Source organism: Firmicutes bacterium HGW-Firmicutes-1 (assembly GCA_002841625.1).
Taxonomy (GTDB): Bacteria; Bacillota; Clostridia; order Lachnospirales; family Vallitaleaceae; genus HGW-1.
The window spans coordinates 88,603-109,998 of record PHAG01000012.1; the positions used below are offsets into that span (position 1 = coordinate 88,603).

Annotated in this window: 20 protein-coding genes; 16 read left to right on the top strand and 4 right to left on the bottom strand. The window is 34.0% G+C overall.

The genetic code is table 11. The features are described 5' to 3' along the window. Positions 1 to 7 precede the first annotated feature (7 nt). Entirely contained in the window at positions 8 to 964 is a 957-nt protein-coding gene (locus CVU84_14875; GenBank protein PKM93646.1) for a hypothetical protein, read from the top strand. Positions 965 to 1,461: 497 nt separating this feature from the next. Here the strand turns inward: CVU84_14875 and CVU84_14880 are convergent, their stop codons facing one another. The 3 genes from CVU84_14880 to CVU84_14890 are packed head-to-tail and all read right to left on the bottom strand — an operon-like array spanning position 1,462 to position 4,410. Beyond that, the gene (locus CVU84_14880) at positions 1,462 to 2,427 is read right to left on the bottom strand and encodes a 2-hydroxyglutaryl-CoA dehydratase (protein ID PKM93647.1); all 966 of its coding nucleotides are present in this window, start codon (positions 2,425 to 2,427) and stop codon (positions 1,462 to 1,464) included. Then, positions 2,415 to 3,500, bottom strand: coding sequence for a 2-hydroxyglutaryl-CoA dehydratase (locus CVU84_14885; protein ID PKM93648.1), 1,086 nt, complete (start codon positions 3,498 to 3,500; stop codon positions 2,415 to 2,417). Before CVU84_14885 ends, CVU84_14880 begins: the two co-directional genes overlap by 13 nt. Then, positions 3,472 to 4,410 carry a 2-hydroxyglutaryl-CoA dehydratase gene (locus CVU84_14890; protein PKM93649.1) on the bottom strand — a complete coding sequence of 313 codons (939 nt, stop codon included), beginning with the start codon at positions 4,408 to 4,410 and terminating at the stop codon, positions 3,472 to 3,474. The genes CVU84_14885 and CVU84_14890 overlap by 29 nt, the downstream gene beginning before the upstream one ends. A gap of 201 nt (positions 4,411 to 4,611) precedes the next feature. On the opposite strand from CVU84_14890, the gene CVU84_14895 reads away from it, so the two are divergent. The 9 genes from CVU84_14895 (at position 4,612) to CVU84_14935 (ending at position 13,973) form a co-directional block, all read left to right on the top strand. After that, positions 4,612 to 5,103, top strand: a complete 492-nt coding sequence (locus CVU84_14895) for a phosphohydrolase (protein PKM93650.1) — start codon at positions 4,612 to 4,614, stop codon at positions 5,101 to 5,103. 73 nt (positions 5,104 to 5,176) lie between these two features. Then, a complete protein-coding gene (locus tag CVU84_14900) occupies positions 5,177 to 6,304 on the top strand; it encodes a hypothetical protein (GenBank protein ID PKM93651.1) in 1,128 nt (375 codons plus the stop codon). Beyond that, on the top strand, positions 6,301 to 8,883 hold the full coding sequence (locus CVU84_14905) for a hypothetical protein (GenBank protein PKM93652.1): 2,583 nt from the start codon (positions 6,301 to 6,303) through the stop codon (positions 8,881 to 8,883). The genes CVU84_14900 and CVU84_14905 overlap by 4 nt, the downstream gene beginning before the upstream one ends. A 51-nt stretch (positions 8,884 to 8,934) precedes the next feature. Further along, positions 8,935 to 9,138 carry a 2-oxoacid:acceptor oxidoreductase gene (locus CVU84_14910; protein ID PKM93653.1) on the top strand — a complete coding sequence of 68 codons (204 nt, stop codon included), beginning with the start codon at positions 8,935 to 8,937 and terminating at the stop codon, positions 9,136 to 9,138. A gap of 26 nt (positions 9,139 to 9,164) precedes the next feature. Continuing rightward, positions 9,165 to 10,232, top strand: a complete 1,068-nt coding sequence (locus tag CVU84_14915; GenBank protein PKM93654.1) for a 3-methyl-2-oxobutanoate dehydrogenase subunit VorB — start codon at positions 9,165 to 9,167, stop codon at positions 10,230 to 10,232. Then, the gene (locus CVU84_14920) at positions 10,233 to 10,970 is read left to right on the top strand and encodes an MFS transporter (protein ID PKM93655.1); all 738 of its coding nucleotides are present in this window, start codon (positions 10,233 to 10,235) and stop codon (positions 10,968 to 10,970) included. After that, complete coding sequence (locus tag CVU84_14925; GenBank protein PKM93656.1) at positions 10,971 to 11,507, top strand: 2-oxoacid:ferredoxin oxidoreductase subunit gamma; 537 nt, start codon at positions 10,971 to 10,973, stop codon at positions 11,505 to 11,507. Positions 11,508 to 11,704: 197 nt separating this feature from the next. Further along, complete coding sequence (locus tag CVU84_14930; GenBank protein PKM93657.1) at positions 11,705 to 12,268, top strand: transcriptional regulator; 564 nt, start codon at positions 11,705 to 11,707, stop codon at positions 12,266 to 12,268. A 49-nt stretch (positions 12,269 to 12,317) separates the two neighbouring features. Further along, complete coding sequence (locus tag CVU84_14935) at positions 12,318 to 13,973, top strand: acetyl-CoA synthetase (GenBank protein ID PKM93672.1); 1,656 nt, start codon at positions 12,318 to 12,320, stop codon at positions 13,971 to 13,973. 214 nt (positions 13,974 to 14,187) lie between these two features. Here CVU84_14935 and CVU84_14940 read toward each other — a convergent pair whose 3' ends face one another. Next, entirely contained in the window at positions 14,188 to 16,101 is a 1,914-nt protein-coding gene (locus CVU84_14940; GenBank protein ID PKM93658.1) for an ABC transporter, read from the bottom strand. Positions 16,102 to 16,275: 174 nt separating this feature from the next. Here CVU84_14940 and CVU84_14945 point away from each other — a divergent pair, with 174 nt between their 5' ends. The 6 genes from CVU84_14945 (at position 16,276) to CVU84_14970 (ending at position 21,354) form a co-directional block, all read left to right on the top strand. Continuing rightward, on the top strand, positions 16,276 to 16,911 hold the full coding sequence (locus CVU84_14945) for a redox-sensing transcriptional repressor Rex (protein PKM93659.1): 636 nt from the start codon (positions 16,276 to 16,278) through the stop codon (positions 16,909 to 16,911). 230 nt (positions 16,912 to 17,141) lie between these two features. Next, positions 17,142 to 17,738 carry a hypothetical protein gene (locus tag CVU84_14950; GenBank protein PKM93660.1) on the top strand — a complete coding sequence of 199 codons (597 nt, stop codon included), beginning with the start codon at positions 17,142 to 17,144 and terminating at the stop codon, positions 17,736 to 17,738. After that, positions 17,731 to 18,102, top strand: coding sequence for a holo-[acyl-carrier-protein] synthase (gene acpS / locus CVU84_14955; protein ID PKM93661.1), 372 nt, complete (start codon positions 17,731 to 17,733; stop codon positions 18,100 to 18,102). The genes CVU84_14950 and acpS overlap by 8 nt, the downstream gene beginning before the upstream one ends. A gap of 2 nt (positions 18,103 to 18,104) precedes the next feature. Continuing rightward, positions 18,105 to 19,625 (top strand): bifunctional ADP-dependent NAD(P)H-hydrate dehydratase/NAD(P)H-hydrate epimerase, encoded by a 1,521-nt coding sequence (locus tag CVU84_14960; protein PKM93662.1) that lies wholly within the window; start codon positions 18,105 to 18,107, stop codon positions 19,623 to 19,625. Positions 19,626 to 19,672: 47 nt separating this feature from the next. Continuing rightward, the gene (gene alr, locus CVU84_14965) at positions 19,673 to 20,833 is read left to right on the top strand and encodes an alanine racemase (GenBank protein ID PKM93663.1); all 1,161 of its coding nucleotides are present in this window, start codon (positions 19,673 to 19,675) and stop codon (positions 20,831 to 20,833) included. A 173-nt stretch (positions 20,834 to 21,006) separates the two neighbouring features. Next, positions 21,007 to 21,354: a PemK family transcriptional regulator gene (locus CVU84_14970; GenBank protein PKM93664.1), complete on the top strand. Its 348-nt coding sequence runs from the start codon at positions 21,007 to 21,009 to the stop codon at positions 21,352 to 21,354. The last annotated feature ends 42 nt before the right edge of the window (positions 21,355 to 21,396 follow it).

A 21,396-nucleotide genomic window follows, 5' to 3' on the forward strand; every position in this document is an offset into this window, starting at 1 on the left:
AGACAAAATGGCAAGAGAAGAAACCTATATTAGCCAATATAAGCCCCAGTGGGAGCAGTTAGAAAACTACATTAAAACAATAGATAAAAAAGGTTATGGCAATTTATCTGCGAAAGAGTTAAAGGATTATTTAAACCTTATGAAAAGGGTTAGTCATCATTTAGCTTATTCAAGAACTCATTTTACTGGAAGTCCTCTTTGTCAATATTTAAATGATTTATCCGTCAGAGCTCATAATCACTTATATGTTGTCAAGAAGTCAAACTTAAAAGAGTTTAGCAACTACTTTGCTAACGGATTTGCAAAAAGGCTGAAGGATAACAAGCATTATATTATTGCAGCCTTTTTCATTTTTATGTTTGGCTTTATCTTAAGTTATATTCTCGTTCAGAATGATGTCCAAAATGCTGGTTTTTTCTTGCCAGAAGAGTATATTCAACTAACAGATTGGGATCTTGCAGATAGTGAATGGGAAGAAGAACAATTTTTTTTCCTATCCAGTTACGTGACCATCAATAACATCGGCGTCTCCATCAAAGCCTTCGTATATAGCATAACAGCAGGAATACTAACTACATATATCTTGTTTTTTAATGGAGCATTGTTAGGGGCATTAACCTCTTTGGTAACCCAAAATTCCTCTCATATTTTAAACTACTGGGCCCTTATATTACCCCACGGCATCATCGAATTATCCGCCATCTTCATTTCTGGAGGTGCAGGTCTAAAAGTAGGAAAATCCCTACTGATTCCAGGCCAATATAAAAGAAAAGATGCCTTCATAAAAAGTGCAAAAGAAGCAGTCATGCTAATGCCCGGCATAATCCTCATGCTAATTATGGCAGGCCTAATAGAAGGCTTTCTAACCCCAGCAAGACTTCCAATGCTCTACAAACTAATCTTCGCTGGCATCACAGCCATAGCCATGCTTTTATATATTATCATACCTAGAAAAGAGGCCTAGATAATCTGAAGAATTCATCAGACTGTCGACAAAAGCATTTTTTCTGATAAGTGTGTACTCATGAAAGGCAGTAAGTGTTCATTTTTCTGGCCTTTCCCTTCGGCCGGTCCGGCGAAAAATGAACACTTACTGCCTTTCATATTAATCTAGAAGAAAAAATGCTTTTATCTCTGTTTCGTAAATAGAGAATTAATTTGTCAACAATCTGAATAAAGATTTCTTGTCTATATTGCAAGAAGACGACATTACGAAAGTCGTATAATTCAATTAAGTAAAACATAAAAATTACAGAGACAAAGTAATTACAACTAATTTCCATTACAGAGACAAAGAGGTTATACTATGTGTTTGACAGCGAGCAGGATTGCGAGCGGCGCGACTGACCCGCATGGATGCGGGTTGGAGCGAAAAAAACACATAGTATAACCTCTTTGTCGACAACGATAGTTATCCTAAAATGCATATATCGATAACTACCATTCATTCCCCTCAATAACCTATGATGTCTTTTTGATTTTATGGAGCCACTTCCCACAACGATCACCATAATACCCAATAATCACCCCATTTTCCTCAATAGCAACCACCTCACACCGATTACTACATCCCTCACACTCAAACCCTCGAGTCGACAAATGAGCAGCCTCTAAATCAAACCCTTTAAATTGGGTAACCCCCTTGCTTCGTTCCACTTCTTCCTTGGCTAAAACTGCCGCACCAATTGCACCCATAACATTATAATGCTCCGGCACGATAACCTCTTGAGCTAACGCTTCTTCAAAAGCCTTTCTAATCCCTATATTAGCAGCAACCCCTCCTTGAAAAAAGATAGGCCCAACGATTTCTTTCCCTTTGGCAATATTACTCAAATAATTCCGAACCAATGCATCACACAACCCTTTCACAATCGATGGAGTATCATAACCCATTTGTTGCTTATGAATCATATCAGACTCAGCAAAAACAGCACATCTACCTGCAATTCTTACAATATGATTTGCTTTCAGTGCATAAGCTCCAAAGTCTTGAATAGGAATTCCTAATCTATGTGCCTGCCTATCTAAAAATGAGCCTGTACCAGCTGCACAAACTGTATTCATTGCAAAATCAGTAACAATACCATCCTTCAGAATGATGATTTTAGAGTCTTGACCACCAATTTCTAAAATGGTTTTCACATATGGATTTATATGAAGTGCAGCTACAGCATGAGCAGTAATTTCATTTTTAACACTATCAGCACCTACAACAGTACCAATAATTTTTCGTCCACTACCTGTTGTGCCTACTGCTTTAATTGCCTCATCCAAGTATTTTCCTTTTAATAGCTTTAAACCCTCTTGAACAGCTTTCATAGGTAACCCCTTAGTACTTAAGTACAGATGATCTACCACTTCAAGCTCTTTGTTAAGAATAACAAAATCCGTACTTACAGATCCAATATCAATTCCTAAATAATACATCTTTCACGTCTCCTTTCAAGCATATCAGTAAAAGCTTCAACTCTAGTCATAAAGCCTTCCTCCCCAGTCATTTCATCTACAATCAAGGTAAGAATTGGGAAGCTTTTATCAGTAGATATTTTTTCAAGTATTGGCTTGGCGATGACTTCTGGCGTACAGCCAATAGGGAATATTTGAATAGCACCATCATAGCCTTCCTTGTGGGCTATTAGGGCCTTTCCTACAGTTTCTCTTGTATAGCCACCAGCACATGTATAAATATATTCTTTAGCAGCCTTATGCATAGAGAATGAATTTAGTTTGAAAGGCTTTAATATGCTATCTTTCAACCACCAAGAGGGTGTTAGACTTCTAGAAATACTAATGCCATAATCCATCAAATGATCTTCGATATGTTTATTAGAAAAAGGTTCGGAAATGGTATAAATCTCTCCGATAATAGCTATTTTAAGAGGTTTTTTACTCAGATCAAGAGAAATGGATTTCAAGGAGTTTTTATAATTCTTTAAAATGGATACAGCTTTTTGGGGAGAATTGGTTACTAGTACATCTTTATAGCATGAATGAAGCAATCGTTTGCATTCTCCTTGGTTTTTTTCATATCCTGATAAATAACGTAATTTGGCTTCAATATCATCTATTAGAATGATAGCTTTTAAGGCAATTAGCAAAGCTTTCATTTTTTTGAAAGTGTTATAGGAGGAATGCCCACCTATTTTTTTTATCCCTTCAAATAATGCTTTTTTGCCATCTTGTGTGTATAGAACAATAAACCCTACATCGTAACCGGCCTTCTTAAGAAGCCGTTGCTGAAAATTGGCATACTCTCCGAATCTACAGGGTCCGTTCGTAGCTAAGATGATAATTGTATCTGCACCTTTTTCGATGCTTTGTATATAATTTCCTAACATAAGCTTAAACGGTTGGCAAATTTCTTCTGGAGAGTGGAATACACCAATATCTAAAGCAGTTTGATTTGATTGAGGAGGAATCACATAATGAATGCCCAAACCATCAAATAACACTTTTAAGCCTATATAGGAATTACCATAATGCGGAATTGTAACAATCATTTTTTTTCTCCTTTTCATCATATTTACCACGCTTGAGCATATCTGAAAAAGCCTCTAATCTAGTATCCATACCAACGTCACCAGAATGCTCATCAAGCTTAACCAATAATAGGGGAACATTTGACATATCTTCTCTAATGGCTTCAGAAATAACAGCATCTATTCCACAGCTAAAACAAGAAATGAAAATAATTCCATCAATTTCTTTCTGCTGGGTTAAATAGGCAGCACTTCCATAAGCTTGTCTGTAATAATACCAAAAGGGTTTTCGTGGAAGCATGGCAATGTAATTATTTAATATTTTATCACCAAAAAAATCAGATGAAATGACGCCAATATCTAATTCATTAAGTTTTTTAATGATGTTCATATTTACATAAGAGTCATAAATATTATATCCATGGCCAAGAAGTAAAATTTTAAAGCGGTACTGAGTTTGATTCATTCTTTTTTTATGGTTTAGCTGACGAACCATAGCGCTATAAAAGGCATTTTCAACAACCGATTTTTTAGGCGTAATGAGCTTACCTACATCCTTTGCCCAGTGATATAATTGTTTTTGAGAATTAAAATATAAGGATTGATAAGTGATTTGGGGTAAATTATGCATGCTATGAACAACCATCTCAGGAAGACTACAAAGATGTGGACATATATATTCGTTGTTTGTAATCTTCATGATTCGTGGCACAACCATAAGGTCACATTGATTTTTTATTGAATCAACATGACCATGAAAAATTTTAATAGGTAAGCAGGCTTCGCTTGTACAGCAACGAATTCCAGCATCCATTACTACTTTATTCGTATCAGCTGATATAATTAGCTCTGCACCTATTTCTTCAAAAAAAGTTTTAAAAAAGGGATGGTATCTATAGTATAAGAGACCTTTAGGTAAACCTACTTTCATGAGGTATTTCCTTTCTTGATGTTATATTAATGAACTACAGAAAGTAATCTCTTCTAAATTTTCCCCATAAATGTAAAATTATTCAAGAGCTAAAATTTAAATATTTATATGTATTGATGTAAACTTTATACAGTGATATAATTAATAATATTGTGTTAATATTGAGCGATGGTTTGTAATAATATGGGGGTATGAAATAAGATGGATGCATTTAATATTAGAGATGAAGAATATATTGACCTTATCGCGCCCATAGTAGAGCATCATGAGTTTAAGAAGTTAAAAGGCTTTAATCATCATAAGGGTAGCGTGTTTACCCATAGTGTTTTAGTGTCTTATTTGTCATATAAAATTGCAAGAAAATTTAATCTAGACTATATATCTATTGCAAGAGGTGGTCTTTTGCATGACTTTTTCTTATATGATTGGAAAATTGAAGGTAAGCTTAACAAGAAAAGCTTTATGAAAAAGCATGGGTTTACTCATGCGCGAGAAGCTTTTGACAATGCAAATCAATTTTTTGAAATCAATGATATTGAAAAAGACATTATCATTAAGCATATGTTTCCTTTAAATCTACCACCACCAAAAACACTTGAAAGTTGCATAGTTACCATGGTTGATAAGTACGTAGCAATCGTTGAATATAGGGATCGAATATTGAATTCTCAAAGGCTCCTAAGGCTTAAGTAAAAGTTTTGGGTTATCATGTAATCATGTTAGCGAATTTAAAATATCATACAATGATAAATGGGGGAAATGGAACATGAATCATAAATTTATAACCACTTTACTTAGTACTTTGTTGATATTATCGTTATTCATTGGTACAGGCTGTACTAAACCAGATGTTATTAAGATTGGAATTCTTGGAGATATTACTGGAAGGTCTTCTTATTTAGGAGTCTCAAATAGAAATGCAGTAGTACAAGCTGTTGAGGAATTTAATAAAAGCTCGGAGGATTTCCAAATTCAATTGAGTATAAAAGATGATAAGGGTTCATCAGAGGAAACCTTAAAGTGCATTGATGAGTTTATTTCTGAAGGTGTGAAACTTGTTATAGGACCTTTAACAAGTAATGTTGCCTTAGTGATTAAAAATTTACCTAGTGAAACAGCAAGTAATATTCTATTCGTAAGTCCAACAGTTTCTGGGAACTTTATGTATGATATAGATGACAACTTCATTACATTAGTTGACTCAAGTGATAAACAAGGAATGATGTTAGCAAAAGGTGCTATAGAACTAGGATTGAAAAAGATTGCAACGATTTATGAATATAACAATAAAAGCTATTCTGAGCCAGTAGTAAAAGCTTTTGAAGATGTCTTTAAGAGTTTAGGTGGGGAAGTTGTTTATGCTAAACATTTTAACTCTTCTGAAAAGGCTCCTTTTAATGAACTTGCTAATGAAATCATTGCTTCTCAAGCAAATGGAGTGCTCATAATTGCTGGTGGATTAGACTCCTCTCAACTTATTCAATACCTTCATAAGCAAAAACCAGACTTACCAATTTACTGCGGAACGTGGGCAAAAACAACGGATTTTATTTCAAATGGTGGAAAAGCAATCGAAGGAACATATTTCGTAGGGATTATGGATGAATATGCTAATAACGCCGAGTTCAAACAATTCGCTGAGAATTATAGAGAGCTTTATGACTTTGAACCAACCTTTGCTGCAATGTGTGGATATGAAAGTGCAAAAATATTAATTGAGGCAATTCAAAGAGGGGACTCAGTAGAGCCTCAAGTAGTTAAAGAAGAAATTATTAAAAATAATACGTTTAAAGGGTTGAATTTAGATCTATACATTGATGAAAATGGTGATAGCGAAAGACCATATACAATGTTTCAAGTACAAGAAAGTAAATATATTAAGGTGAGAGAATGATGAGACAACCTAAAACATTAAAATATCTACTTAAAAAGAATATTTTACTGATTACTGTTATTCCAACAATAATTTTCACAATATTGTCGACTGCTTTTGTGCTGAATTTTATCAAAAAGAATGAAGACCATCAACAGAATATGGTACTAGATATGATAGAAAGTGAAATGAAAAAAATGCTAGACTCCAATTTGTTCGTTTTGACAGAGGTGGATGCTACCCTGGAAGGGCGACTGATAGAGGACGATAAGGTCAATCAATATTTAGAAGGAATTATTAGTAGATATGAGTTGTTTGACAGTATTAGGATAGTGGATAGAGAAGGAAATGTTGTTCATGCACCAACCAGTGAAGAGGATATTATTGGATTTAATGTGGCTTATCAGGATTATTTTCAGTCTGCTTTAAATTCAACAGATAGTTATTGGTCAAAGGTATTTATGTCAGCAGAAAGCTCGATGGCAACAATTGCTATTTCCATGAACACGAAAGATGATGAAATGATCATTGGATATTGCTCTTTGAGTGCCATTCAAAAAATAGTTGATGAAATACAAAAAGAACCATTACATAATATAGCAGTTGTTGAAGGACACGGAGCTTTCATTGCACATAGTGATTTTAATAAGGTAACAGCAAGAGAAAGTGAACTGAATTATGATAAACTTAAAGTAAATGGAACATATGTGATTGATCATAATAATGAAAAATTTAGTGCTTCATCAAGAACCTTTATAAACAATGACTTTACAATTATATTTTATAAGCCTCTTTTTGAATCTTATTCAATTGTTGGATATCTTCTATTGATTAGTTTAAGCTTTATCATCTTAGTTTTTATTTTAAGTATTCTCATTGCAAATATTCAAACCAAGCCAATCATAGATACGATTTCTGAGCTTATTGAACATTCAGGAGAAATAAGCCAAGGAAATTATGATATTACACTTGAGCATGCCGGTATCGAAGAATTTAATGAACTAAAAAACAATTTTAATTCCATGTCAATGATGGTTCAGGAAATGTTTAATAGGTTATCTGAGTCACAAATGGAGCTTGAAATATTAAATGAAGATTTATGTCAACAGAACGAAGAAATTAAAAAAAGTGAAGAACAAATCTCTGTAATTATTAATAGTACCTATGATGGCATTTTAGTTTTGGATACGAAGTACAATGTTCTATGGGTTAATAATGCAGTGTATGAGTTATTTGATATTGATAAAAAGCATTTTATGAGAAATACAAAATGCTATGATTTATTATACGGATTTCATTCGAAGTGCTACCATTGTGATATGGAGGTTGTTAAGCTAAGCAGAGATAAGCTAAGTAAAATAATCTCTTACGATAAAAAGCTTATTGAAGAAACCTATATACCGAATTATGATGATCAAGGAGAATTTTTAGGTGTTATTAAAACCTTCCGTGATATAACGGATAAGGTAGCCTTAGAGACTAAGCTTAATAGAGCTATTAAAATGGAGGCGATTGGAAGGCTTACTGGTGGGATAGCTCATGATTTCAATAATATACTTCAGGTTATTATAGGTTACACAGATTTGGTTATGGTACAAATGCAACAATCAGAGGAAAGTGAAAGTGTTCAATCAAAGATGAGGACTATATATGAAGCAGCGAATAAGGCAGAAAGATTAATTAAGAAGTTAATGACTTTCAGTAAAATTGAACAGATATCTCCAAAGAGCATCAATCTAAACATTATTGTTCGAGAGCTTGGAACCATGTTATCAAGAATAATAGGAGATGACATTGTATTAAGCTTACGGCTTGAAGAAATGCTTCCAGAAGTATTTGCGGATCCTACGCAGTTTGAACAAATCATTATGAATTTATGTATCAATGCCAAGCATGCAATGCCAAATGGTGGTAGTATAGATATACATACTTATTCTATTGAGAAAAATAGTATGACCTATGTAGCATTAGAAGTTACTGATACAGGTACTGGAATCTCAGAAGGCATCAAAGAGAAAATATTCGATCCATTTTTTACAACGAAAGATATTGGTAAAGGTACAGGACTTGGGCTTGCAATTGTATTAGGAATAGTGGAAAAACATCATGGGTTTATTGAACTTAACACAACTGAAGGCGTGGGAACAACCTTTACAATTTTCATTCCATCAACGCATATACAATCAATGATTCAACAAAGAGATGATTTCGATATTGACGATACAAAGTTAAAAGGAATTCACATTCTCTTTGCAGAAGATGATGATTCAGTAAGGACTATAGCGGCTTCCGTTTTAAAAGGTAAAGGAATTCATCTTATTGAAGCAGTTGATGGTAGAGATGCTTTGAAAAAATACATGGATATTGGGGAAAAGGTTGATTTGTTAATTCTAGATGTTATTATGCCAGGAATTAATGGGGTTGAGGTTTTTGAAAGCATAAAGAGTATCAATCCCAATATCAAAACTATATTTACCACAGGATATAGCAATGATTTTCTTGGTGAAGACTATAATTTGTTTCTTCAAGGAAAAGTACTTCAAAAACCATATAGAAATGAAGAACTTATTAGATCCATCTTAGAGGTACTTGAAGAATAATAATCAAAAACGAAATGAAAGCACCTTAAAATTAAAGAAAGGAGCATAAATATGGCAAAAGTAACCTTTAATGAAGAAAAGTGCAAAGGCTGTGAGCTATGTGTAAGTGTTTGTCCAAAGGCAATCATTTCACTAGCAGATAGAATAAATTCAAATGGATATCGTCCAGCCGAAGTTAAGGAAATGGATAAGTGCATAGGCTGTGCATTTTGTGCAACGATTTGCCCTGATGTGGTTATTAAGGTAGAGAAATAGATCATAAAAATTTAGGAGGAACAAAAATGGCTAAAGTTTTAATGAAAGGCAATGAAGCTATTGCTGAGGCAGCTATTCAAGCGGGATGTAAGTATTTTTTTGGATATCCCATTACACCACAAAATGAAATTCCGGCCTATATGGCAAAAAAGCTTCCTCAAATTGGTGGTACATTTTTACAAGCTGAATCTGAAATAGCTGCAATAAATATGGTATATGGAGCAGCAGGCACAGGTGCTAGAGTTATGACTTCATCATCTGGACCTGGTATTAGTTTAAAGCAAGAAGGAATATCTTATATTGCAGGAGCAGATTTGCCGTGTGTAATCGTGAATATCGTTAGAAGTGGTCCTGGACTAGGAGGAATTCAACCAGCGCAATCTGATTATTTCCAAACAGTTAAGGGTGGAGGACATGGAGATTACCACATGGTAGTTTATGCTCCGGCAACGATTCAAGAAGCGGTTGATGTAACGATGGAAGCATTTGATGTAGCTGACCAATATAGAACACCAGTTACCATTCTCGGTGATGGTATGTTAGGACAAATGATGGAACCGGTTGAATTTAAACAACCTAAAAAAAGAGTTCTTGAAGAAAAGACATGGGCAACAACAGGTTATCATGGTGATAGACCAAGAAATATAATTAATTCTTTATATATTGTACCTTCCGTACTCGAAGAAACTATTCGTAAACGTTTCGATAGATATGCAGTGATCAAAGAACAAGAAACAAAGGTAGAAATCTATAATTGTGAAAACGCAGAAATTATAATTGCTGCATATGGAACAACTTCTAGAATATGTAAGAACGTGATAGAGGCTGCTGAAAAGATTGGAATTAAGGTTGGTTTAATAAGACCAATTACTGTATGGCCATTCCCAGACAAAGCTTTTGAAGAATATGCAAATAAAGATTATGTTAAAGCTTTTTTAAGCGTTGAGATGAGTATGGGACAGATGGTAGAGGACGTTAGACTTGCAGTAAATGGCCGTAAGCCAGTTCGTTTTACTGGAAGAACAGGCGGAATGGTACCAACTCCTAAAGAAATTTTAGATGTAATAAAATTAATATTGGAGGAGGCAAAATAAATGGATGTGGTTTTTGATAAAACAAAAGGATTGACCGATAAGACATTCCATTATTGCCCAGGCTGTACACATGGCGTTGCTCATAGACTTGTGGCTGAGGCAATGGAGGAATTAGGTGTTTTAGATAAAGCAATAGGTGTAGCACCTGTAGGCTGTGCGGTTTTTGCATATGAATACTTTAATTGTGATATGCAAGAAGCATCTCATGGCAGGGCTCCAGCTGTTGCGACAGGAATTAAAAGGGTGCTACCTGATCATATTGTTTTTACTTATCAAGGAGATGGTGATTTAGCTTCAATTGGTACCGCTGAAATTATTCATGCAGCCGCAAGAGGAGAAAATATTACAGTTATTTTTATAAATAATACTACGTATGGAATGACAGGTGGACAAATGGCACCTACAACCTTAATCGGTCAAGTAACAACAACTTCACCAAATGGTAGGGATCCATTGCTTGCAGGTTATCCTATAAAAATGTCTGAAATGCTTGCTACGATTGAAGGCGCTTCATATATTGAAAGAGTTTCATTACATGATATTAAACATATTAAGCACGCAAAAAAAGCAATCAAAAAAGCTTTTGAAAATCAAATAAATAATAAAGGCTTTTCCTTAATTGAAGTTCTTTCAACATGTCCTACAAACTGGGGTATGACTCCTAAGGATGCAATGGTATGGCTTGAGAAAAACATGATTCCTAATTTCCCATTAGGGGTTAAGAAGGAGGTTGAGTAGATGACTGAACAAGTAATTATTGCTGGTTTTGGTGGGCAAGGAGTTATGTCAATAGGACAAATGCTTACTTATGCAGGTATGATTGAAGATAAAAATGTATCTTGGTTACCATCATATGGTCCGGAAATGCGTGGAGGTACAGCGAATTGCAATGTAATCGTATCGGATGAACTAGTAGGCTCACCGGTTGTTACAGAAGCAACAGCAGTGTTGGTACTCAACAAACCGTCCTTAGATAAATTTGAAATTTTTGTACAAGAAAATGGCTTACTTATAGTGAATAGTTCATTGGTTGATAAGAAAACCTCAAGAAATGATATTAAGACTTATTATATTCCAGCAAATGAAATCGCAGCAGATATTGGAAATGATAAAATTGCTAATATGGTAATGTTAGGTGCTTATATTGAACTTACTAAGGTAGTATCGATTGATAGTGTTTTAGAAGCCTTGAAAAAAGTACTTGGGGAATCAAAGGCGGGGCTTATTCCAATAAACCGTCAAGCACTAGAACGAGGAGCTGCTTGTATTCAATAAATACCAAAGCCAAGGTCTAATTTCAGTATTCCTTGGCTTTTTATTACCGAAAATAAGAGAAAAGCTTACAATATAAGCCCATTCTTGTATAAGAAAATCGGCTGTGCCAAGATAAAAGTACTCGTTACTCGTCTGCCGCTTTTGCAATTGCGTATGCAGAACTTTCCTAATAAATAAAAAATGAGAGGAGAAAAAGTATGTCGAACCTTTTACAAATTAAAGAAATATCTATAAGAATGAAGGATTTAAGAGAAATTTACGAATTATCTGAAGAAAGCTTAGCAAAGCAACTCAATGTAGATTTAGAAGTTTATAAGAATTATGAAAATGCCATTTGTGATATTCCTATTGGCTTTTTATATGACTTTGCCAATCGTTTTAAGGTTGAGCTGATGACTTTGCTAACTGGTGACGAACCTAGGTTGCTTCAATATGAAGTGGTAAGAAAAGGACAAGGCTTGAAAATAGATCGTAGAAAACAATATGATTATAGCAACCTTGCTTATAATTTTATCGGGAAGAAATTAGAGCCTTTTTTAGTTACGGTGCCACCTACAGATGAGGCTACAGCAATAACTTGTAGTCACCATGAGGGACAAGAGTTTAATTATTTATTAGAAGGCAAAATGAAGATGATTATAGGTAAGCATGAAGTAGTCCTTGAGGCTGGTGATGCTATTTATTTTAATTCAAATAGTCCTCATGGTATGAAGGCTTTAGGGGGAGCGAAAGCTCAATTTTTAGCAATTATTGCAGGTTAAACTGCAAATCTGAAATTATAAGCGATCATAAAAGGAGGAGAAAAAGGTGATTTATAAGGATTACTTATTACATAATAGAAAATTTACGGATTATGAAGATTACTACAAAAATTTCCAAGTTGTTGTTCCAGATAACTTCAACTTTGCGTATGATGTCGTAGATCGTATTGCAACAGCAGAACCTGATCGAATTGCACTCGTATGGGCAGATAGCGAAGGCAATGATCGAACATTTTCCTTTAAAGAATTGAGTTTACTGAGCAATCAAACAGCACATTACTTTAAGTCCCTAGGAATTAAAAAGGGTGACGCAGTTATGCTTGTTCTAAAAAACCATTATGAATTTTGGTTTTGTATTTTAGCGTTACATAAGCTTGGAGCAATAGCAGTTCCAGCAACACATATGTTAATGAAAAAGGATTTTATTTATAGGAATAACAGCGCTAGTATCAAAATGATTGTTGCTGTTAATTCTAGTGAGCTATTAGAGAGTGTTGATGCCTCTCAGGATGCTTCCCCAACCCTACAGAAAAAGGTAGTTGTTCTTGGGCAAAAGGACGGTTGGGAGGAGCTATATGCTGGAATTGCAGCAATGCCAGAAAGCTTTGAAAGACCTACGGATGACCAAGATGTAAATAAGAAAGATTTGATGTTGTTGTATTTTACGTCAGGAACTACTGGTAATCCTAAAATGGTTCAACATAATTATGGATATCCATTAGGGCATGTCAATACTGCATTGTATTGGCAACAAGTAATGGATAAAGGTTTGCATTATACTGTAGCAGATACGGGTTGGGCAAAAGCGGTATGGGGAAAAATCTATGGTCAATGGTTATGTGGTAGTGCTGTTTTTGTTTTAGAATACGATAGATTTGTGGCAACTGAACTGCTTGAAGCGATCGAAAAGTATGGCATAACAACCTTTTGTGCACCACCAACAATATATAGGTTCGTTATTAAAGAGGATTTAACTAAATACAACCTAACCTCACTAAAACATTGTAGTGTAGCAGGAGAACCGCTTAATCCTGAGGTTTTTAATCAGTTTTTAAAGGGTACAGGCATTAGATTACAAGAAGGATATGGTCAAACTGAGTTAACAGTTACACTTGGAACATTTCCATGGATGGAGGCAAAGCCGGGTTCAATGGGAAGACCAGCGCCAGGATACGATTTAGATTTAGTCGATGAAGATGGAAATACTGTTAAGCTAGGTGAAGAGGGTCAAGTAGTTGTAAGACTAGATCGAGTAAAACCAACAGGTATGTTTGGCTGCTACTATAGAGATGAAGTTGCAACAAGCAGAGTGTGGCATGACAATGTCTATTATACTGGCGACATGGCATGGTGTGATGAAGATGGTTATTATTGGTTTGTTGGTAGAGCTGATGATGTAATCAAATCCTCTGGATATAGAATAGGGCCTTTTGAAGTTGAGAGTGCCTTGTTGGAGCATCCAGCAGTATTAGAATGTGCAGTTACTGGTGTTCCAGATGAAGTAAGAGGTCAGGTGATCAAAGCAACGATTACTTTGTCAAAAGGTTATTTGGCAAGTGATGCTTTAGCAAAAGAAATTCAAGAGCATGTAAAAAAGGTAACGGCACCTTACAAGTACCCTAGAATTATAGAATTTGTTGATGCCTTACCTAAAACAATCAGTGGAAAAATTAGAAGAATACAAATAAGAGAAGAGTCAAAATAAAATGAATAAGGAATTAGTAAGGAATCAGTAAGAAATTAGTAAGGAATTAGTAACGAATCAGTAAGGAATCAGTAACGAATCAATAACGAATCAATAACAATATGAATCAATGACAATACAAATAAATAGCAATATCAAATCAAATAAAAAACACCAATTGTTACATCGCTTCAGCGAATTGTAACAATTGGTGTTTTTGGTTATGGGTCTGGAACTAATCTTCATGTAACGTATCCCAAAGCTGATATAAATCTGAAAGTTCGTCTTCAAGGTTCGTCTTTTGATCTGAGAGTTCTTGTACCTTCAGATGATCAGTGTAGATTTCATCTTGACACAATAATAAATCTATTTCTTTCATTTTATCTTCAACTTCATGTATTTCAAGCTCTGTTTTCTCAATGAGCTTCTCTTTTTTTCTTTTTTGTGTTTCTAATTCCTTATTCTGGAGCCAAAGGGCTTTATTCGTTTTGGTTTTAGAATTGTCTGGTTCCTCATGCAGTTCAGAGGAGTTAATTTCTTCAGAGCGTTTTTCAATATAATAATCATAATTGCCAGAGTAGCTCTTTATACCTTCAAAGCTTAAATCTAAAATACGGGTAGCAACTTGATTAATGAAATATCTATCATGAGATATAAAAAATAGAGTTCCCGTATATTTATTTAAGGTAGACTCAAGTACTTCCCTAGAAACAACGTCCAAATGATTTGTCGGTTCATCTAGAAGCAACAAATTTGATTGTGACAGCATCAACTTGGCAAGAGTTAATCGACCTTTTTCACCACCACTTAAAGAAGTAATCTGCTTAAAAACATCATCCTTCGTGAACAAAAAGGCAGCAAGCACATTTCTAATATCCCCAACATTCATAGTAGGGTAGGTATCGGATATTTCATCTATTAAGTTGTTTTGAGGATTTAATAGGCTATGCTCTTGATCATAGTATCCAACATGAACATTTGCACCTAACTTAACTCGTCCATTGGTAGGTTGGATATGATCCGTTAGTATTTTGAAAATAGTAGTTTTTCCTGAGCCGTTTTTACCAATAAGAGCTATTTTTTCTCCTTTCAATAGATCAAAGCTGACGTTCTCAAATATTTGTTGAGAGGAGAATGACATTTTTAAATCCTGTACTGAAAGCACATCATTTCCACTTTCATGCTTTGGCTTTAAAGTGAATTTCATTGTATCATTTAAGGCTTGAGGCTTATCTAATCTTTCTACTTTATCCAAAGCTTTCTCGCGGCTTCTAGCTCTTTTTATGCTTTTTTCTCTATTGAAGGATCTTAATTGCTTAATGACCTCTTCTTGCTTTTTAATATCCTTTTGTTGAGTTTCATAATGTTTTTCTTCAATCTCTTCATTGATTGCTTTATGTTTCGCATAAAAAGAGTAATTGCCCATGTAAGTCTTGCATTTACCTGCTTCAAGCTCAATTACCTTTGATACTATTTTGTCAAGAAAATAACGGTCATGAGAGATGATAAGTAAAGTGCCGTTATAGGTCGTTAAGTAGTTTTCTAGCCATTCTGTAGCATTGATATCAAGATGATTTGTTGGTTCATCAAGTAATAGTAGCTCAGGTTGACTCACTAAAATTTTTGCCAAAGCGAGACGTGTCTTTTGACCACCGGATAAAACCGAAGCCATTTTATCGAATTCTTCTTCACAAAAACCTAAGCCCTTCAGAATACCTTTAACTCGACTTTTGTAGCTATAACCATCGAGCATTTCAAATTCATGACGTAGATTCATGTATTTGGTAGATAATTGCTCGAAGATTTCTTCGTTTTTTGCATGTGTAGCAATCTCTTTTTCAACATTTAGTAGCTCATCTTCCATTTCTAGAATATTCGCTTTAGCACTTAAAATTTCTTCGTAGATGGATTTGTCTGAGTCTAGCGTTGAATTTTGAGATAAGTATCCTACGGTAGTTTGATTAGAAATTACAACATTACCTGTATCAGGAAGTAATTCCTTTGTTATTATTTTAAATAGAGTAGATTTGCCAGCGCCATTAATACCGACAACTGCTACCTTTTCTTTTTCATTGATTTGGAAGCTAACATCCTTAAATAGGACATCAGTGATAAAAGCTTTTGCTAAATTATTGCCTGAAAGAATCATGTTTACATACCTTTCGTTTTGATTTCTATTATCATAACATTATTCTAAGTATTTGAAAAGACTTAGTATAATAGAAAATATATTGTAACAATTTGAGTTTTTTTGATTGACACATATTTAACGAATAGATATAATATATACTATGGGTAAATACATATGAACTGGGGTGTTTAAATGATAGAAAAAAAGATTTCGGTTGCAGTCATTAAAAGATTACCGAGATACTATAGGTATTTAGGAGATCTACTTGAAAATGATGTAGTAAGAATTTCTTCAAAAGAATTAAGTAAAAAAATGGATGTAACAGCATCACAAATTAGACAAGATCTTAATAATTTTGGGGGTTTTGGACAACAAGGATATGGTTATAATGTAGAATATCTTTATCATGAAATTGGTAAAATACTTGGTCTTGAGAAAAAACACAAAGTCATTATTGTTGGGGCAGGAAATCTAGGCCAAGCCTTAGCAAATTATACTGATTTTGAGAAAAGAGGTTTTATTCTTGAAGGTATTTTTGATGTTAATCCAAGATTGGTCGGCATGACTGTCAGAGGTATAGAAATAAAAGATATTGGTGAAATGGAAAAGATTGTCAAAAGTGGTGAAATTGATATCGCTGTACTGACAATTCCGAAACAGAAGGCAGTAAAAGTAGGTAATGACCTCATTAACTGGGGAATTAAGGGTATATGGAATTTTGCTCCTATTGATTTGAAATTAAAACTTTCTTCTGATGTAGTTGTAGAAAATGTGCATTTATCCGATAGTTTGATGACTTTATCTTATAACATTAATTGCAAAGAATAATTAAATAGAATGAAAACATAAACCCTCCAAACAAAAGTTAAGAGGGTTTTTAGTTATTGTTCAGAGATTATATTTAACCAGAAAGTGTGCTTCACGAGCAAAGGTTATGAAAATAATTTCTGAATTTATGCTATAACTTGGATAATTGGCTGGAAAAATGCTATAGTAATCCCTTAAATTATACGATATAATATATGATAAATCAGTTTAGTAAAAGGGATGTGATGGAAATGACCAAACGTATTAAAATTATTCAAAAAACTCACCCATTAACGTTAGATCAAAGATGGCATGCCCTTTTTGCAAATAAAAAAACTAGAACAATGAAAATTCTAGAAAAAAAACTAAATCTACTTATCAAAAACCAAGGTCAATGCAATAATGATTACAAAGAATATTCACAGTTAAAAAAGAAGTTAATGTCGGATATTATTGAAGGTATGTCGGATGCTTTTGAGGATGTTAACAATCATTCCCTTCAGAATATGGACAAGAATAAAAAATACATAGAAGAAATCAATGATAAATTAGATGAAATTGAAAATAAATTAGTTGGATTACCAAGAGAAATGGAAGTAGTAAATAGTAAGCTGCTTGAGGTTAGTATGTCTCTATGTTATAAGAGGATGATCAAAAATAAAGATAGATTATCTCAAATGGATATGCAAATAGTTAAGTTAAGAGAGCAATTGAAAGAGTTAGTGGTAAAGAAAAATGAAAGTAAGGAAGAATATGATTTGTTATATGCCTATATGCATGATTTGGTAGGACCAAATGTTATAGAGCAATTTGACAAAGTATATTTGGGAGGAAAAGAGTTTGATTAAAGGTATTGGTAATGATATTATAGAAATTAATCGAATAAAAAAGGCAATAGAACGTCCGAGGTTTATGGAAAAACATTATACGAGTAATGAAATAGCCTTATACCAATCAAGAAATAACAATATTGAAATTCTTGCCGGAAATTTTGCGGTTAAGGAATCAGTGTCAAAGGTTTTTGGGACAGGTGTTAGAGGTTTTTCATTAAAAGATATTGAAGTACTTAGAGATGAACTTGGGAAGCCTTATATTTTATTACACAATGAAGCAAAAAAGTTTGCTGAAGAAGCACAAATCGAACAGATACTAGTTTCAATCGCCCATAGTGAAAAATATGTGGTAGGTTTTGCAATAGGGGAAGGTGTATAGTAATGGTAGCAGTAACAGGACAAGAAATGAAAGAAATTGATAGGTTCACGATAGAAGAAATCGGAATTTGTAGCATAGTATTAATGGAAAATGCAGCGAATGCATTTATGAATGAACTTATGAAAGAGCCTAATATTAAGAATTCTTATGTTGTGGTTTTTTGTGGATTAGGAAATAATGGTGGAGATGGTTTTGCAATTGCAAGATTATTAAAACTAAAGAACATAGATGTCCAAGTAGTTATTTTAGGATCACCTGATGAAATAAAAGGAGATGCGAAAGTTAATTATAATGTATTATTGCAGCTTGATATTCCAATTAGATTGATACTCTCTGAACTAGATTTAAAACATCTTATCGAAAGCGTCCCAAAACATGCTGTTTTTGTGGATGCTATTTTTGGTTTCGGTTGTAATAAAAATATTGATGGATTGTATGCGCTTACTATCTTAGCTATAAATGGACTAGAAAATAAAACCTTTTCAGTGGACCTGCCATCTGGAGTTAATGCTAATAATGGAAAAATTATGGGAGTTGCAATTGAAGCATACAAAACCATAACCTTTTGTTTGCCTAAAGTTGGTTTATTGCTTTATCCAGGAGCAGCTTATACGGGAGACGTAGTGGTTGTAGATATTGGTGTGCCTGAAAAAGCCTGGATGGATAAACCTTATCAACATGAGATCATTGAAAGTTCCTTTAGTCAACTATTACCTAAGCGACGTGTGATTTCTCACAAGGGTACTTATGGAAAAGCTCTGATCATAGCAGGTTCTAAAAGTATGATGGGAGCTGCAATCTTATGCGCTAGATCAGCCTATCAAGTAGGCTGTGGAATCGTAAAAATAATTGCAGAAAAAGGACATGAGGATGCATTATTTGCTAGTATCCCTGAAGCTATAGTTGAAGGATATCATAGAAATGAGAACTTTAATGAAGACCTAGAAAGAATGAATGAGGCAATTAAGTGGGCAGATGCAATCTTAATTGGACCAGGTATGACTGAGGATGAATATACAAAAAAACTTTTAGAAATGGTATTAAAAAATGAGGATAAAAAAATAATTATTGACGCAGATGGATTAAATGTTTTATCAAAAAACATGGATCTTCTGAATCAATGGAATCATAACATAATCATTACTCCACACATTGGAGAAATGGCAAGATTAACTGCACATAATACCAATGAAATTATTGGAAATACTGTTGAATTTTCACTTGCTTTTAGTCGAGAGAATAAGATTATTACAGTGTTAAAAAGTGAAAGAACAATTATTGCACACGAGGATGGTGTGTTTATTAATTCATTAGGTAACAATGGTATGGCAACAGCAGGTTCAGGAGATGTACTTGCCGGAATCATCGTTGGTTTATTGGCACAAGATGAAAAAGCGCTGAAAGCTGCTACACTAGGTGTATATATTCATAGTAAAGCTGGAGATATTGCAAAAGAACAGTATGGTGAGCATAGCTTAATGGCAAGTAATATCATTGACGCTATTTCTACTGTAATGAGATAAGTTGTGTTCGAATAGTTATAGGTAAAACCATCAATAGGAGGCATAAAATGAAACAATATCATAGAGTATTTGCAGAGATTAACATAGATTATATTGAAGATAATTTAAAGGCTATTAAAGACTATGTTGGACATAATAAAGAAGTCATGGTTGTTATTAAAGCAGATGGCTATGGACATGGAGCTATCCCTATTGCAAGGCAGTTATATGAAGCTGGGATTAATTGCATTGGTGTAGCAACAATACAAGAAGCAATTGCACTTAGAAAATATGACATAGACATTCCTATTGTTGTGTTAGGATATTCTCCTGTCGAAGAATATGAAAATCTTGTTGAGTACGATATTATTCAAACAGTTTACAAATACTCTATGGCAAAAGGTATTTCTGATGCAGCAACTAAGGCAGGAAAGAATGCAAAAATACATATTAAAATTGATACAGGTATGATGAGGATCGGATTTTTCCCGGATCAAGCAACAGTAGACACAATTATCAAAATGCACACTTTACCTAACTTAGAAATTGAAGGCATATTTACGCACTTCGCACAAGCTGATGGAGAAGATAGGAGTTTTACGAATGATCAAATTGAATTATTCAATTGTTTTATTTCTAAGCTTGAAGAGAATGCAATTACGATTCCTAAAATCCATGCATCTAATAGTGCGGGAATGATTGAGTACAAGAATGCTCATTTTGATATTGTGAGGGCTGGAATAGCCCTATATGGATTATATCCATCTTCAACAATCGATCACACAAAACTTATTTTAAAACCATCTCTATCTTTGAAGAGTAATATTATTTTCTTAAAAGAAGTTGGAGAAGGAGTACCAATTAGTTATGGTGGCACATATACTACTTCTAAAAGGTGTAAAATTGCAACAATACCAGTCGGTTATGGTGATGGCTACCCAAGGTCCCTATCATCAAAGGGAAGAGTACTCATTAGAGGTCAATACGCACCTATCATTGGAAGAATATGTATGGATCAATTTATGGTTGATGTTACTGATATAAAAGAGGTATGCGAAGGTGATGAAGCAGTTTTAATTGGTATGCAAGGAGAGTCTGAAATTTCAGTTGAAGAAATTGCAGAACTTGATGGTACGATAAACTACGAAATAGTATGCCAACTAGGTAAACGTATACCTAGGGTATATTATAAAAATAATCAAATCATCTATACAATTGATTATTTTTAATATAGGCTGACATGCTCTGTGGCACGCTATATGAAAGTTTTGCCTTATAATATTAATAATGCATTTAGGATAATAAAAATGAATAATACGTTTAATATTGGAGATAATTATTTTAGAGAGATAAAGTAAGAAACACATAATAAATCAAATAATTATTTCGGAGAGTGAGTATTGTGGTAATAAAGCGTGGAGATATTTATTACGCTGATTTAAGACCTGTAGTAGGGTCAGAACAAGGTGGGATCAGACCAGTATTAATCGTTCAAAATGATATTGGCAATCGTTATAGTCCAACAGTAATCTGTGCAGCCATTACATCACAAATTAACAAAGCTAAGCTACCAACTCATGTTGAGTTAGCAGCTATAAGATATGATTTAGTGAAAGACTCAGTAATCCTATTAGAGCAGGTTAGAACAATAGATAAAAAAAGACTTAAAGAAAAGGTCTGCCACCTAGAGGATGAAGTAATGGAAAAAGTAAATAAGGGACTTGTCATTAGTTTTGGTGTTAATACATAAAGTTGAGAAGGTTGTACTTAGTACAGCCTTTTTTTATTTTTT